The 14,878-nt window shown below is 70.9% G+C and carries 12 protein-coding genes; 3 read left to right on the forward strand and 9 right to left on the reverse strand.

Going from position 1 to position 14,878, the window contains the following annotated elements:
* Nucleotides 1–12: 12 nt before the first annotated feature.
* Nucleotides 13–714 (forward strand): TioE family transcriptional regulator, encoded by a 702-nt coding sequence (locus tag AB0F15_RS10030; protein WP_360268062.1) that lies wholly within the window; start codon nucleotides 13–15, stop codon nucleotides 712–714.
* On the opposite strand, the gene AB0F15_RS10035 is transcribed toward AB0F15_RS10030, so the two are convergent.
* The 6 genes from AB0F15_RS10035 to AB0F15_RS10060 all read right to left on the reverse strand — a co-directional run bounded on the left by AB0F15_RS10035 (nucleotide 703) and on the right by AB0F15_RS10060 (nucleotide 10,421).
* Nucleotides 703–1,557 carry an ion transporter gene (locus AB0F15_RS10035; RefSeq protein WP_360268065.1) on the reverse strand — a complete coding sequence of 285 codons (855 nt, stop codon included), beginning with the start codon at nucleotides 1,555–1,557 and terminating at the stop codon, nucleotides 703–705. The two genes, AB0F15_RS10030 and AB0F15_RS10035, sit on opposite strands and share 12 nt — an antisense overlap.
* Before the next feature lie 41 nt (nucleotides 1,558–1,598).
* Complete coding sequence (locus AB0F15_RS10040) at nucleotides 1,599–3,488, reverse strand: ATP-binding cassette domain-containing protein (protein ID WP_360268068.1); 1,890 nt, start codon at nucleotides 3,486–3,488, stop codon at nucleotides 1,599–1,601.
* Nucleotides 3,489–3,493: 5 nt separating this feature from the next.
* On the reverse strand, nucleotides 3,494–5,287 hold the full coding sequence (locus tag AB0F15_RS10045) for a protein kinase (protein ID WP_360268071.1): 1,794 nt from the start codon (nucleotides 5,285–5,287) through the stop codon (nucleotides 3,494–3,496).
* Between the two features lie 126 nt (nucleotides 5,288–5,413).
* The gene (locus AB0F15_RS10050) at nucleotides 5,414–8,125 is read right to left on the reverse strand and encodes a TIR domain-containing protein (RefSeq protein WP_360268074.1); all 2,712 of its coding nucleotides are present in this window, start codon (nucleotides 8,123–8,125) and stop codon (nucleotides 5,414–5,416) included.
* A 9-nt stretch (nucleotides 8,126–8,134) separates the two neighbouring features.
* Nucleotides 8,135–9,016 carry a hypothetical protein gene (locus AB0F15_RS10055; protein WP_360268077.1) on the reverse strand — a complete coding sequence of 294 codons (882 nt, stop codon included), beginning with the start codon at nucleotides 9,014–9,016 and terminating at the stop codon, nucleotides 8,135–8,137.
* A 418-nt stretch (nucleotides 9,017–9,434) separates the two neighbouring features.
* Nucleotides 9,435–10,421, reverse strand: coding sequence for a hypothetical protein (locus AB0F15_RS10060; RefSeq protein WP_360268080.1), 987 nt, complete (start codon nucleotides 10,419–10,421; stop codon nucleotides 9,435–9,437).
* 379 nt (nucleotides 10,422–10,800) lie between these two features.
* Here AB0F15_RS10060 and AB0F15_RS10065 point away from each other — a divergent pair, with 379 nt between their 5' ends.
* Nucleotides 10,801–13,002 carry a tetratricopeptide repeat protein gene (locus tag AB0F15_RS10065; protein ID WP_360268083.1) on the forward strand — a complete coding sequence of 734 codons (2,202 nt, stop codon included), beginning with the start codon at nucleotides 10,801–10,803 and terminating at the stop codon, nucleotides 13,000–13,002.
* On the opposite strand, the gene AB0F15_RS10070 is transcribed toward AB0F15_RS10065, so the two are convergent.
* On the reverse strand, nucleotides 13,003–13,266 hold the full coding sequence (locus AB0F15_RS10070) for a hypothetical protein (RefSeq protein ID WP_360268085.1): 264 nt from the start codon (nucleotides 13,264–13,266) through the stop codon (nucleotides 13,003–13,005).
* A gap of 29 nt (nucleotides 13,267–13,295) precedes the next feature.
* Entirely contained in the window at nucleotides 13,296–13,613 is a 318-nt protein-coding gene (locus tag AB0F15_RS10075; RefSeq protein ID WP_360268088.1) for a hypothetical protein, read from the reverse strand.
* Nucleotides 13,614–14,066: 453 nt separating this feature from the next.
* Here AB0F15_RS10075 and AB0F15_RS10080 point away from each other — a divergent pair, with 453 nt between their 5' ends.
* Complete coding sequence (locus AB0F15_RS10080) at nucleotides 14,067–14,231, forward strand: hypothetical protein (protein WP_360268091.1); 165 nt, start codon at nucleotides 14,067–14,069, stop codon at nucleotides 14,229–14,231.
* A 6-nt stretch (nucleotides 14,232–14,237) separates the two neighbouring features.
* On the opposite strand, the gene AB0F15_RS10085 is transcribed toward AB0F15_RS10080, so the two are convergent.
* Nucleotides 14,238–14,870 carry a TetR family transcriptional regulator gene (locus AB0F15_RS10085; RefSeq protein ID WP_360268094.1) on the reverse strand — a complete coding sequence of 211 codons (633 nt, stop codon included), beginning with the start codon at nucleotides 14,868–14,870 and terminating at the stop codon, nucleotides 14,238–14,240.
* Between the last annotated feature and the right edge of the window lie 8 nt (nucleotides 14,871–14,878).

Below are 14,878 nucleotides of genomic sequence, written 5' to 3' on the forward strand. Positions count from 1 at the left end.
TGAATCGTATCCTTGAAGACTCGGTTGAGACCTGCTGACCTCGCCCGTGAGCACGGCATCTCCACGCAGGCGGTCCGCAACTACGAGCGCGACGGCTTCCTGCCCTCTGCGGCACGCACCGAGAGCGGGTACCGGGTTTACACCGAAGTGCACGCGGCGGCGCTGCGCGCGTTCCTCGCCCTGGTCGTGGCCTACGGACACGCGACGGCGGGCGGGATCATGCACGCCGTGCACGCCGACGACGTCGAGCGCGCGCTGACGCTCGTCGACCGCGGACACGCCCAGCTGACCCGCGACCGCGAAACCCTCAACGCGGTCCGCACGGCGATCGGCTCCCTGCCGGTCGCGGCGATCCCGGAACCGGCCACGGCCGGCTGGTCGGTCGGCGAACTGGCCCGCCGCCTCGGCGTCACCGCCGCGACCGTCCGCGCGTGGGAACGCGCGGGCATCCTCGGGCCAGGGCGCAACCCGGCCACCGGCCACCGGGTCTTCCGCACGGCCGACATCCGCGACGCCGAGCTGGCCCACCTGCTCCGCCGCGGCGGCCACCCCCTGGACCACATCGCGACGGTGGTCGGCCAGGTCCGCACCGCGGGCGGCACCGAGCCGCTGGCCCAAGCCCTCGCCACCTGGCAGGGCAGGCTCACCGCCCGTGGCCTGGCGATGCTCGACGCGGCCGCCCGGCTCAGCGCGTACCTGGCCTCACGGCCGTGAGCGCGGGTGCAGCCGGTCGTACTCGTGCGCGGCCGAGCGCTGGGTGCGCACCGGCAGCACGTTTTCCTCGTCCTCGTCGTCGACGTCGTTGAGCCCGAGCTGCACGGCCAGCCGGATCTGCTCGCGGTTTTCGCGGACGACGGCGGAGAAGAAGTCGTCGATCCGCGGATCGAGCAGGACCTCGAGCAGCACGCGGAAGGAGGTGTCGACGCACGCGCGCACGATCTCGTCGTGGAAGGGCAGCCGCTTGAGCTTCCCGAGCTGCGGGTCCGCGGCGATCTTCTCGGCGATGATCGAGCGCAGCTCGTCCTTGTGGGCCCCGAGCGACTTGGCGAGGTTCTCGGGGTAGTTGCCGGTTTCCAGCACCTTGACGACCTCGTCGAGCACCGCGACGGTGATCGGTTTCTTGATGGCCTTCACGATCGGCTCGGACAGCTTGTCGACGAGCCGGTAGGTGAACTGCTCGCCGACGGCCCGGTCCGCGGCCCGCCCGATCCGGACGAGCAGCAGCACGACGCTGACGAACTTGTGCGCGACCATCGCGGGGTGCGCGACCGGGATCATGGCGAAGAGCTCGTACCAATTCCGGACGAGGAACTTCCTGGCCCACCGCCGTTTCCGCCACCGCCACAGGAATTCGAGGAGGAACACCCCGCAGATCCCGCAGTCGACGGCGAAGATCACGAGCCCGGCGTCCCGCGACGGCGGGCTGAGCACCATGAACCCCAGCAACCCGACCGACCCGGCGGCGAGCACGAGCATGATCCAGTCGTCGGCGCGCACGTTCCCGGGCAGCACCCCGCTGTTGAGCTCGGGTTCACGGGCGTCGCGAAGGGTGACCATGCCCGATGATGGCACGGACGGCCCTGATCAGCCGGTCCGCCTCAGGTGCGCCGCAGCCTCCTTGCACGAACAGCGAAGAGCGTCGTCGCCGCTGCCGCCGAGATCAGCAACGCCGCGGCGGACGCCGACCACCACGGCCAGTCGTGCGTCCACAGGCTGTCCGCCGGAACGGACGGCCCGTTCTGCCGGACATCCACCGTGGACGCCCCCGCCGCGTACCCCCACCGCGACGGCGCCAGCCACGACAGCTGGGCGAGAACGGGCCGGCCGGTCACCGGGATCATCCCGCCGCACAGCACCAGCTGGGCCATCACCGTCACGACCAGCACGGGTGTCGTCTGCTCGGTCGAGCGCACGAGAGCCGACCCAAGCAGGCTGAACAGGCAGGAGGCCAGCGAGGTCAGCCAGACCGCGACCGCGAGCTCGGCCGCCGGGCGCGGGAGCAGCACCGCGGAAACCGGCCCGGGCTTGACCGCCGTGACGACCCCGACGAGCACCGCGGACTGGATGGCGGCGACCAGTGTGAACACAGCCGCCTTGGCGAGGGCGTACGCCTCCGGCCGCAGCCCGACCGCGCGTTCGCGCAGGAAGATCGCGCGTTCGGCGACGGCTTCCCGTGCCGACGCCGCCGCACCCATGAACGCCGCGCCGACGAAGACCAGCACGAGCATCTGCGCGGCCTCCGTCGGGTGCTCCGGCGCGGACGGCCGCAGTCCTTCGTGTCCGGGCACCGCCAGCGCGAGGACGGCCAGCACGACCGGGACCAGCAGGAGGAACAGGGCGTAGCCCGGATCCGCGAGGATCAGCCGCAGGTGCCGGGCGGCCAGTGTGCCGGCCTGGTGCCACAACGCGGCGCGGACCGGCGGTGGTGTGACGGCCGCCTGCGGCGTGACCGCGGGCCCGGCGGGGGCGGGCCGGTGCGGTGGCGCGGTCCCGGAGATCACGCGCTGGAAGATCTCCGCCCAGTCGGCGGTGCCGAACCGCGCCCGCAGTTCCGCGGGCCGCCCGCTGAACACCGGGACTCCGCCGGGAGCCAGCAGCAGTACGAGATCGCAGTCGTCGAGGTTGGTGACGTTGTGCGTGACCACCACGACCGTCCGGCCGGCGTCGGCCAGCTCCCGGAGCCTGCCCATGATCTGCCGGTCGAGGGCGGGGTCCAGCCCGGAGGTCGGCTCGTCGAGCATCAGCAGTGACGGGGCGGTCAGCAGTTCGAGCGCGATCGACACGCGCTTGCGCTGGCCGCCGGACAGCCGGTGGATCGGCGTGCCCGCGTGCTCGCCGAGCCCGACTTCGGCCAGTGTCTCGGCCACGCGCCGCCGCCGGGCCGCCGCGCCGGTGTCGTCCGGCAACCGGAGCCGGGCCGCGTAGCTCAGCGCACTGCGCGCGTTCAGCCGGTGGTGGACCACGTCGTCCTGGGGCACCACCCCGATCCGCCGGGCGACCGCCGACCGCTGCCGGTGCATGTCGTACCCGTCGTAGGTGATCCGCCCGGTGCTCGGCGCGAGTTCGCCGGAAAGCACTTTCAGCAGCGTGGACTTCCCCGCGCCTGACGGTCCGACCACGGCGACCAGCTGCCCGGGACGCAGGTCGAGCGAGACCCCCGACAGCAGCGACCGGCCCCCGACGGCGAAGCCGACGTCCTCCGCCACCAGTCGCGTCCGTTCCCCGCCGGTCGCGATCAGGTGCTCGCCCTCGACCCTGAGGTCCGTGGCCCCCACCGTGATCCGGTCCCCGTCGGCGATGGGGGCCCGCCCGGCGACCGGGATGCCGTTGACGAGCGTCGGGTTCCGGCTGCCGAGGTCGGTCAGCCGCCACGCCCCGCCGACGCGTTCCAGCCGGGCGTGGCGCCGGGAGACCTGCACGTCCCCCAGCACGATGTCGTTGTCGGTGGCCCGGCCGATGGTGATCCGGACCCGGTTGCCGATCCACACGCCGGTCAGCCGGTCGTGCTCGGCGTCGACGTCGGGACTTCGCCCGGCAGTCCCAGCAGTTCCGCGGTCCCGAGGACGAGGTAGCTGCTGCGGCAGCAGATGGACCGGTTGCCGGAGACGCCTTCCCACTGGATCCGCAGCCGGAGCACGCCGCTGATGTCGAGGTCGACCGGGACCGGGGTGCCGTAAGGCACGGGCTTGTTGAAGACCTCCCGGCCGTCGGCGAAGACCTCCAGCTGCACCTTCAGCGTCGAATCGACGGCGTTGTCGTCGATGCCCGCGGTGGCGGTGAACCGGCGGAACCCCTTCGAGATGTTGTACTCGACGCCACGTGTGTCGCTGTCCGCCGACACCTCGATGCCGACCGCGTGCAGGTAGCTCTTGCCGGCGATGTTGGCGTTCTGGACGCCGCTGCTCCACTCACCGGCCGCAGGACGGCCGGAATCGAGGTAGACCAGCTGCGCCTGCCGGGCGACCGTCAGCTTCACCGGGCCGCCGATGGCCGCGCCGGCCGCCGGATCCTGCGCGATCACCGTGCCGTCGGCGGCGGTCGCGTCGATCTTGTCCTCCGTGGTCACCTGGATGCCCGGCAGCGCGTCCTGGGCGTCCGCGAGCTTCTTGCCCGCGACGTTCGGCATCACGGTCGGTTTCGCCGTCGTGGTGACCGCCGGCGAGTCGCTGGTGGACGCCACCACCGGCGCGGCCGTGGTCGGGGCAGCGGTGGTTTCGGCGGCGGTGCTCGTGTTCGGCGACGGCCGGAACACGAACCACCCGCCGAAGAGCAGGGCCAGTACGACGAACAGGGTCAGCGCGACCAAGCCGCGACGGCGTTTGCGGGGAGCCATGGTTCCTCCGGCCGCCAAGCCCGGCGGTGTGGTCGCGAGTGGTCTGGGCGGTGGGGCCGCGGGCACGCCGAGCACGGTTTCGGTGCCCAGGCCGGGTTCGCTGAGGGACACCGGCTGCGGCGGCGTGGTGAGCGGGAGGACGAGCGGGGAGCTCATCAGCTCCAGCACCAGCCCGTCGAGGATCGTCGCGACCTGCTGTGCCGATTCGGGCCGGTCCGCCGGCCGCTTGGCCATCAGCCAGGCGAGCACGTCCCACAGCTGGTCGGGCACCCCGGCAGGCCGGCCGGGCAGCGCGGTTTCGTGCAACCGGATCACGGCGAACGTCGACTGGCCGGCGAACGGCGTGACCCCGCAGCACAGCTCGTACAACAGGACGCCGAGCGAATACAGATCCGACGCCGGGGTCGCTTCGAGGCCCTTGCCCAGTTCCGGCGCGAGGTACTGCGGCGTCCCGACCAGCAGCGACCGGCGACCCAGATCGGTGGCGGTGACCAGCCGCGAAATGCCGAAGTCCGTCAGGCGCGGCACGGTCCCGTCCATCAGGACGTTCTCCGGTTTGACGTCGCGGTGCACGACCCCGGCCTGGTGCACCGCCGCGAGCGCGGCCGCCACGCCGGCGCCGATGCGGGCGACTTCGGCGGGGAGCAACGTTTTCTCGGCAGCGAGCCGGGCGCGCAGGTCGCCGCCGGCGACCAGGTCCATCACGATCGCCACGGTCTCGCCTTCGACGACCAGGTCGTGCACGCCCACCAGGTTCGGGTGCCGCAGACCGACCAGAATGGACCGCTCCTGCAGGAATCGCGCCACCAGTTCGGGGTCCTCGACGAGCTCGTCCTTCAGCACCTTGCAGGCGTAGGCGTTCCCCCGCTCGTCGGAGCCGGTGAAGACGCGGCCCATCGCACCCTGGCCCAGCAGCTCCCCCAGCCGGTACCGGCTGCCCAACGGCTTCTCCATAGCCCATCCTCCGCGCTTTCATTTCCCGATCGACGTCCCTGAAAATCATTCCGGAACCGGATTGTGTTACGCCCCGAATTGATACCGTGACAATCGAACGAGAAAGAGGACAAAAATACGACAGATTCAGTCCGGCTCGGGTTTTTTCTTCCCGAAAAGGGCGTCGAGGTGGGGGAAGAGCTGCCAGACGAACACCGGGAGGTTCATCAGTGCCCGGGTGACCCCGGCCCGGTTGCGGAGTTCGGACCGCCAGCCGAGGCATTCGCCGATCCGCCGCTCCGCCTCGACGACGAGCGGGACGGCTTCCTCCTTGCGGCCGGTCAGCGCGAGTGAAATGCCGAGATCGAGCTGGGTCGCCATGGTGTCGGGGTGGTTCGGCCCGATCGACGTCCGTTGCCTGCCCAGCAGCGGCCGCAGGATGCCGGCGACCTCTTCGTACTGCTTGAGCTGGGCGTGCGCCTGCGCGGTCGAATAGCACAGCCAGTGGTGGAGCGGGTGGTGGTCCCCGAAGACGTCCCGCACCGGCGGATCGAGCGCGGCGAATTCCCGCAGCGCCCGCTTCGGGCGGCCGCGCGTGACGGACGCGCGGGCGCACCGGACACCGGCCGCGAGGGTCAAGGGGCTCTCGGGGCCCAAGAGCCCGGCCAGGCTGTCGCGGGCGGACCGCAGGTGCACTTCCAGCGAGTCCCAGCCCTCGTCGTGCACTTTGAGCTCGGTGAGCTCCAGTGTCATCTCCGCTTCGGCGTGCACGCCGATCGCCTCCAGCCGCAGCGGGTGGCGCTCGTGGTCGGGCGAGTCGTGTTCGTGGATGATCGCTTCGGCGATCGTCCGCGCCTGCTTGACGTCGCCGGTGATGATCCGCAGCCGGGCCAGTTCGAGCCGCGCCCGCGAGTCCGGATCGCCGGTACCGAGGAGTTCGAGGGCTTCCCGGAACCGCCCGCGCATCCGGCGTCCCACCGCCATGAACACCCGGGCCTCGGCCTGCTCCACAGCCGGTAGCGCGTCCGGGATGTGGTCCGGCCAAACGGGATCCGCTTCCGGGTACCGGCCCGACTGGTCCAGCGCGCGAGCGGTCGTCAGCCGGGCGCGGAACGCGTCCAGCGGGTCGGGGGCGCGGGTGAGCGGCCCGCAGACGGCGGCTGCGTGCTCGAACTCACCGGACTCGAGCAGCACCGCGGCGGCGGCGATCCGGTCGGTCGCCGGCGTTGCGTCCGCGGCCAGGATCTCCTCCGCCGCGGACCGCGCCGCGACGATGTCGCCCTCCCGGCGGAACCAATCGAGCCCGATCCGCCGCAACCGGGCTCGCTGCGCCGCGGGCACGCACACGTGCTGGGCCAGCGCCGCGGCGTGCTGGTGGAGGTGGCCGGTGCCGGCCGCCAGTTCGAGGACCGCCGTTGCGCTGCGGCGGGTCAGCTCGTCGTCGACACCGGCGGCGTCGCCGACCAGGGCGTGCACGTCCCACCCGGCTTCGAGGTGGGTCAGCAATGCCCGCTGGGCCAGCTCGGCGACGGCGTCGGCGACCGGTTCGCCCGGCAGCACCCGGCGCACCAGCTCCGGCGGCACGGGTGCACGGGAGATCGCCGCCGCGATCCGCAGGATCCGCCGCGCGGTCGGCGAGCAGCCGCCGACCGCCTGGCGCAGGACGTCGACGACGCTGCCCTTCACCGAATCGAGGACGTCCGCGAAGCCCGTCTCGTCGATCGCGCCCCGCCGATCGCGCAGCGTGGCGACGGCGCTCGTGAGGACGAGGGGATGCCCACCGCACCGCTCGACGAGCCGGCGCACGGCGGCGAGCGCGCCGGGTGCGGTGGATCCGACGACCTCCGTGTACAGCGCGGCCCCTTCGTCCTCGGTCAGGCCGGCCAGCTCCACGACCGGCGCCGGCCAGTCCGGGTTGCCCGTCCTCGTCGTCAGAACCGTCCGGACGAAGGACGTCGGCATGACGAACTCGTCGAGCTCTCCGGCGGACAGCTCCGACGGGACGTCGTCGACGATCCACAGCTGCGACCGCTGTTCGGCTTCGACGCGGCGCGCAATGCGCGTCTTCACCTCGGCGGGCGGCAGACCGGTGACGTCGGCGCCGAGTTCGGCGGCGATCTGGCGGAGGCCCGAATGGAAGCGCGTCGGCACGCCGGCCGGGTCGTCCTGCCCGAACAAGCCGAGCCACCGCACGCCGCCCGGGAACGCGTCCCGGAAGAGGAAGGCGTACTGCTCGGCGAGGCTGGTCTTCCCGAGACCGGCGAAGCCCCGCACCACCACCAGCGCCGAAGACGTACGAGGCGTGGCGGGCGGCAGCTCGCGGGAATGGAGGGCGCTGTGGATCTGCCAGAGTGCCTGGTACCGGCCGACGAACCGCCGCGGCCGCAGCAGCCGGGGCAGCATCGGCGCAGTGCTGCGCACCGCGCCCAGCGGCACACCCGCTGCCCAGACCATCTCGGCGACCCGGCCGGCGATGCGGACGCGATCCCGCTCGTCCCGAGGGCGGCCGAAGTACGCGGCGTCCTGCAGTTCCACGGGTGCGATGTGGTTCCCGTCGGGTTCGGGGTTGACCACGAGCACCCGCTGCCGGGGGTCGCCGGCCGCCTGGGCCGCGAGAAAGGCCGAGGTCAGTTCCCACTGGCAGGCATACCGCGTCGGAAATCGCCGCGAGTAGTAGGCGAGCAGGACCGTCGACGAAGCCAAAGCGGCGTCGAGGCCTTCCGTGATGCCTTCGAACTCGCGGATTTCCTCGCTGTCCCGGAAGACTCGCAACCCGGCGGCCCGCAACGCACGCTCGAGCGCGAGCACCTCGTCGATGTCCGACCAGGTGAAACTGAGAAAGACGTCGTAGGACCCCATCACACCACCTCAGTGCGCCAACGTGCGGAGTTTCATGTTCGGCGACGAGCCGCACGCGTAGGTGGCGTTCTGCAGGATGAACGGGTCACCCGCCCGGTCGGCGTGGCCGGCCGCGAGGTACAGCTCTTTCACCACCGCCATCTGGGTGGCAGGATCGGCGCGCAGGAACTCGGTGCAGGTCGAGTCGGCGTCCAACGACGTGCCGGTCTGCGTTCCGCTGCCGCCGAACACGACCTTCGCCCCCAGCCCCAAAGCGATGAGGGCGACGATGGCGACCGCCGCCACGGGGAGACCGCCGAAGCTGGTCTTGCTCGTGCGCCGGCTCCGGTCGACGCTCAGGTCCCGGCCTGCCCCGTAGCTGTCCCGGCCCGACGTCTGGCGGAAGCCGCCGGACGTGGTGACCGACTGGTCGAGGCAGGCGGTGACCTCCCGGTGGAACACGTCGTTCGTGAGCTCGCGGGCAACACACTGCGTCAGGGCGTCGCGGTTCGCCGTCGACGCCGGGTGCTGCCGGAAATCCCGGACGGCTTCGGTCTGGCCCGCGCGGGCCAGCCGTCCGGACACGAGGTCGAAGAGCCGGTCCGCGGCTTCTTCCGCGCGACCGCTCAACGTGCCCGACAACAGCTCGGCCAAGAGCACCGTCACTTGCTTGGCGAGGTCCGCATGGGACATGGTTGCCTGCTTTCGTCGAAGTGGAGGAGTCACCGGCACCCCGCCGGTGCCTCGATGGAGCGCGTCCGCGGCTTGAACACGTTCGGCTTCCCGCAGCGCGATCACCTCGTCGAGCAGTGACTCGAGCTGCTCCAGCAGCGAAGCGGCCGGTGCGTCGCCCGCGTCCTCCACCGCGAGGAAGCGACGCCAGCTCGGCCCGCAGCGCCTCGGGCGTGTCATCGGGACGGGACGCGGCGGGTGGCGCCGCGTGACGGATTCGCGTGCCGTACGCGACAACCGCCGATGTCGACGGAACAATGATTTCCGTTACAGCCGGGTGATCTCCTGGATAATTCCGTTATCCACCGACCGGCAACGGATACCACCCAGTCGCCGAAGCCACTCGAGCTGTTACCGGCGAAGTACCGCTTGATCGGATCGTCACCATTACAGAATGGTGACCGCGAACCGGAAAAGACGCCATTCGGTCAAGGCCGGACGAAGGCATTGAAGTGTCGCGTTTTTGTCATGTTTTAACCGAGACGCCACCCGCCCCGATACGGCATCGTGGACGGTGGCGGTCAAGGCGAGGAGGAGTATGGAGCGCACACGGCTCAGCCGGTCCGCTCCGTCTCCCGGGGATGCGGTGGCTGGTAGCTCAAGAAGCGGGCTGCCAGCCCACACCGTAGGACCTCGCGGGCCGCAGGTCACGGAAACCGGTGCGCACCTCGCCCGCGTTGTCGAGGAAGAGCGGCTTGCGCGCCGTCAGCGGGTCCTCGGCGTCCTTGGAGAACTCGCCGTCGATGCGCCAGACGCGCAGCGGTGGCTTCCGCCGATCGAACCGGACGTTGAGGTCGAAACTCTGGCACGGGAATTCCGGCGTGCAGCAGTAGAAGGGCGCCGGCAGCTCGTCCACCCGGGTGCGGAAGAAGAACTCGTGTTCGTCCCCGGCGTCGAGCGGCTGCGGCGGACGCAGACTGAAGGCGACCCGGGTGGAACTGACCATCCGCACGGAATGCACCTCGCCGCCGGCGACCACGTCAATGCCGAGGCCCGACAGGTCCGGCCGGCCGCTCGTGCTGGCGGGCCGGGCAAGGGAGATCGCGTGCTCGACGTCAGCGAGCCCGGCGACGTGGCTGACCACCCTGCGGGTCTCGAAGACCTCGGCGGCGGCCGTGCCGGTCAGGGTGAGCCGGACGGCGAGGGCCGACGTGTGCCACGGGTCGTCCTGGCTGATGGCAGAGCTGCCCCCGTACAGCACCGGCTCTCCGTACGCGGCCTCGGCGATCAGGTAGATCACGTCGTCGGCGCGACGCTGCATCGTGCGCACGTTGCGGTCGGCTCCCGTGCCGAGCAGTTCGAGGCGCTGGGTGTAGCGCTCGTTCGCGCCGGTGCCGAAACCCAGGACGATCCGCGCCGTTCGCCGGTGCGATTCGGGCAGCTTCTCGATCAACCGGCGAAGCGTCTCGACGACCTTCCCGCGAACCGTTCCCGGGGTGTCCTCGTCGTCGACACCGCACACTTCGCGCAACTGTTCGCCGACGAGAGCGGGCAAGGTCTTCGCTTGGATGCCCAGCCCCTTGCGAAGAAGTTTCAGCTCCACTGAGAGAGCGTTGATCTTCGCTTCGGCCGCCTCCTGAGCCAAGCCGCACCTCCGTCTTGGTCGTTGCGGGGAAGTCTACCCAGCTCCCGCCGCGGCGCACGACGCCGTCGCCCGTTTCCCGGCCGTTTCCGGGCCCGGAAACAGCGCAGGTCACCGGTTTCCACCGAGAGGCAACGGGAAACGTCTACCGCCGGGAAATTCGCCGGGTCAAGCTTGCTTCGTCGAAATCCTTCGGCAGTCAAGGAACTCGCCGCACGAAAGCGGCGGCGAAGCGATCCGGAAAGGGTGAACGCGATGCACACGCACCTCATCATCGTGCTCGGCCAGCTGGTCTCCCTGCTGGGCTGACCACTTACGTGCCGGCGGTCCCGGGCCGCCGGCCGGCCTTCCCCCCGTTCGCCGAATACAGGATGATCGGCCCATGCCGGACTTTGGAGCGGAATTGAAGCGTCGACGGACGTCGGTCGGCATGTCACTCACCGGGCTCGCGGCCTCCGTGCATTTCACCAAGGGCTACCTGAGCAAGGTGGAGAACGGCAAGGTCCGGGTGAACCGGGACCTGGCCAAGGCGTGCGACCAGGCACTGAACGCCGGCGGAGAACTGCTCGCCCTCGTCGCGGAATCGACATTGACCGCGCGCCGGCGCGCCGGCGGCATAGCCGGGTTGCCGGACATCGGCCGGTACTTCGTCGGCCGCGAAACCGAACTCAAAGCGCTTTCCGCGCTGCTCCTCGGCCCGGACGACGCCCGGGTCGGCGTGGTGCACGGGATGGCGGGAGCCGGCAAGACGGCACTGGTCGTCGCCGCCGCCCGGCAGGTCATGGGCACCTTCCCGGACGGCTGCCTCTTCTTCGACCTCCGGGGCCACACCCCCGGGGCCGTCGAGCTTTCGCCCGGCGACGCCCTGCACCGGCTGCTGCGGCTGCTGGACGTCTCGGCCGACCAGCTCGCCGCCGACGAAGACGGGCTGGCCAACCTGGTCCGTGACCAGCTGCGCGGGCGGCGGATGCTCCTCGTGCTGGACAACGTCCGGTCGGCCGAGCAGATCCGGGCCATCGCCGGCGGCGAGACGCCGTCCCGGATCCTGGTGACCAGCCGGGGCCGGCTGCCCGCGCTCGACGACGCCTGGCACTTCCCCGTCGGGGTACTGCCGCTCGACGACGCCGTGCACCTCCTCCGGTCCGTCGCCGGCGACCACGCACCGGCCGACGACGAGGTGGCGACCGAGATCGTCCGGTGCTGCGGGCAGCTGCCGCTCGCGGTGCGCATCGTGGCCGCCCGGTTCATCGCCGGCGGGTGGACCGCGACGAAGCTGCGCGACCGGCTGGCCGACGAGACCACCCGGCTCGGCGCCCTCGAGGACGATGAGCGGAGCGTCGCCAGCGCCTTCGCCGTGTCGTACGAAGCGTTGCCCGGCGACCAGCGGCGGCTGCTGGGTCTGCTCGCCCTGCACCCCGCGGCCGCCGCGGAAACCGGCGCCGTCGAGGCGCTCGCCGGGCTCGGCCCGGGTGAAGCGGACCGGCTGGTGGACCGGCTGCACGACGCGAACTTGGTCGTCCGCGACGAGCGCGGCTACGTCGAGCTTCACGACCTGATGCGCACCTTCGCGGCGAAGCACGCCCTGCCCCGAGTCGAGCCGGAAGACAGCGACGCCGCCGTACGCAGGCTGGTCGAGCACCTCGTCGCGATGACCGTGGCGGCCGACGAGCTCGTCGAGCCTTACCGGTTCCGCCCGGACACCGGTCTGCCGGCACCTTCCGCCGTGCCCTTCTCCGACGCGGACAGCGCCCTCGCCTGGCTGGGCGTGCAGTGGCCGACGCTCGCCGACATCGTCGATTCCGCCGCCCGGCACCAGCTTCACGACCGCTGCTGGCAGCTCGCGTTCGTGCTCCGCGCGTTCTTCTTCCGCGAGAAGCTGTTCGAGCCCTGGATCCGGACGCACGAGCGGGCGTTGGAAGCCGCGCGAACGGCCGGCAACCCGAGCGCGACGGGCATGATCCTCAACAACCTGGGCATGGCGTACATCGAGTCGGGCCGCCCCGACGCCGCAGTCCGCTTCCACCAGCAGGCCCAGGAGCAGTTCGCACTGGCCCGCGACGACCGTGGCGCGATCGACGCGCTCTCCAGCCTGGCCTGGGCCCGCCTGTACCGCGGCGAAGCCGACTCCGCGCTCGCCGACCTGACTACGGTGCTGGGCGGCTACCGCCGGACGGGCCGCATCCGGAACGTGGCAATCGCCCTGCGCGGCATTGCGCTCGCCTTGGTCACCCTCGGCCGGTTTCCCGAGGCGCTGGCCGCCGCCCGGGAATCGGCCGAGCTCGCCCAGCTGCCGGTGGAGCGGGCGATGTCGGCCAACTGCGAGGCCTGGGTGCGGTTTCGCGCCGGCGAGTGGGACGAGGCCGAGCGCTGCTACCACCGCGCGGCCGAGGTGGCTGACGACGCGGGGAGTGAGTACGAGCGGGCTCGGGCATTGACGGGCTTGGGGAACACGGCGGCCGAGCGCCACGACCGGCCGGCGGCGGCTCGCTGGTGGGCGGAGGCCGCCGCGTACCGGGTGTCCCTCGACCCCGCCGTGCTCGGCGAGGCCGAATACCGCACCGCGTTCGCCGCAGGAACGAAATGATCAGAAGACGATGAAGAAGATGAGCCGCTTCGCTTGCCAGGTCCAGATCCGCCAGGCGTAGCGAAGGGCCAGGGCCGCCAGCCCGAGGCCGACCAGCCCGGAGAGGACCGAGCCGTTCGCCAGCTGGACGAATCCGCCGATGGTCAGCAGGACGGTCCACGCCGACCACAACAGGCCGTACCCGGCGCGCTTGCCCTCGCTGTACGGCCGGAGTTCGGCCGAGCCCGGGACCCGGCCCGCGGATGACTGCGGTTCCGCACTCATGATTTCTCCTTTCGGGGGTGGAATCGTGCTCACCGGAAGGTGAGCTCGAGATCTTTCAATTTGTCGTCCGAATGTGTCCGGCAATAACCGAGCAGGTCGCTCCGGTAGCGCGGAGCGACGATCCTCCCCGTCGCGTCGACGTGGTCGCGTGTGGGCGTTCCCCAGAGGGCGGCCAGATCCAGCTGTTCGGCCTCGCCGAGACTGAGGTACTTCTCGCAGGTCACGTCCAACGGGTCGGGGGTGCAAGCGGCCACGACTGCGCCCGTCAACACGATCACCACCGTGACGAGTGAAATCCTCGCATTCATCATTTCCTCGATTCTCCAAGCAACTCCAAGAATGGACATCACATTCATGGAAGCCAGTCGCCAACGCGACGAAATGTGTTGCGCGCGAATTCACATTGTTGCCCTTCCGTCACGTTCGGCAGCTACCGCGCAGCGAGGCGGCTCGTTTCTTGCCGTCCGGAAATGGGCCAAAAACTGGACACTTGTCGGCCACCCGGCCCACAGCGGTAGCGAAGGCGCCCTTCGCAGCGATCATCCACGGGAAAGCCGAAACCGTGGTGAGGGTGCCGCCATGACTACGCATTGAGCTCCGCAGACCGGCGAAGCTGCAGTGCCCGGCCGGTGCCACCGGACCGGGCCACCGCCGGAGTTTCCCCGTGGAAGCCGTTTCCAGCAACGGGAAACGACTTGTCCACCCCACCCCTCAGCAGACACCATCAATGCAGACCGCGATTTCGCGGACATCCGAGAAATTGATCTACCCCATTACGGGGAAATCGCGAGGAGCCTGCCATGATGGTCGTCTGTTCCGTTTCCGCCCTCCTTCGCACGGCCCTGTTCGTCGTCACGCTCGCGCTGGTCGCCGGCGTGACCCTGGCCGGACCCGCCGCGCCGTCGACCACGCCCGGCCCCGGCGCCGTGGTGTCGACCGCCACCGCGGAACCCGTCACGCAGTGACGCCCGTCAGGGCTTGTCCGGCCCCAGGTGCTCGACCAGCCGGGCCAGCTGGTCGGCGTACTGCCGGACGAATTCGGGCGAGCCGCCGTCGGTCCCGGTCAGTCCGTCCACCACGTGCGGCAGCGTCACCGGGGCCATCGCCGCCGCCATCAGCAGCACCGTCAGGCACGCCGGGTCGACCCAGTCCGGCAGGCGGCCGGCGGCTTTCAGCGCCGAGATCTGCTCCACCGTGCCCACCAGGCGCTGCGTGCGCGGCGCGTGGTCGGGGTCGGTGTCCGGGCCGTCGTACTCCAGGCCCGACCACGCCAGCAGCCGGACGCCGTCACGGCTGGCGAGTGCCTCCAGCGCCATCCGCCGCACCTGTTCGGACAGGGGCAGGTCCGGAGCCATCAGCTCGCTCTGCCGCTCCCCCCACCCCTCCGACATCGCCCGGTACAGGCCCTCTTTGCCCTCGAAGTAGTACGAGATCAGCTGCTGGTTGACCCCGGCCCGCGCCGCGATCGCCGCGATCCGGGCCCCGGCGTACCCCTTCGCCGCGAACTCCGCGGCCGCCGCCTCCAGGATCAGCCGGCGGGTCCGTTCCGGATCCCGTTGGCGCTCTTGGGGCTTCGGCGAACGGCGGGGCTTCGGCGCGGTCACGTCGCGAC

The organism is Amycolatopsis sp. NPDC026612 (assembly GCF_040638285.1).
GTDB lineage: Bacteria > Actinomycetota > Actinomycetes > Mycobacteriales > Pseudonocardiaceae > Amycolatopsis.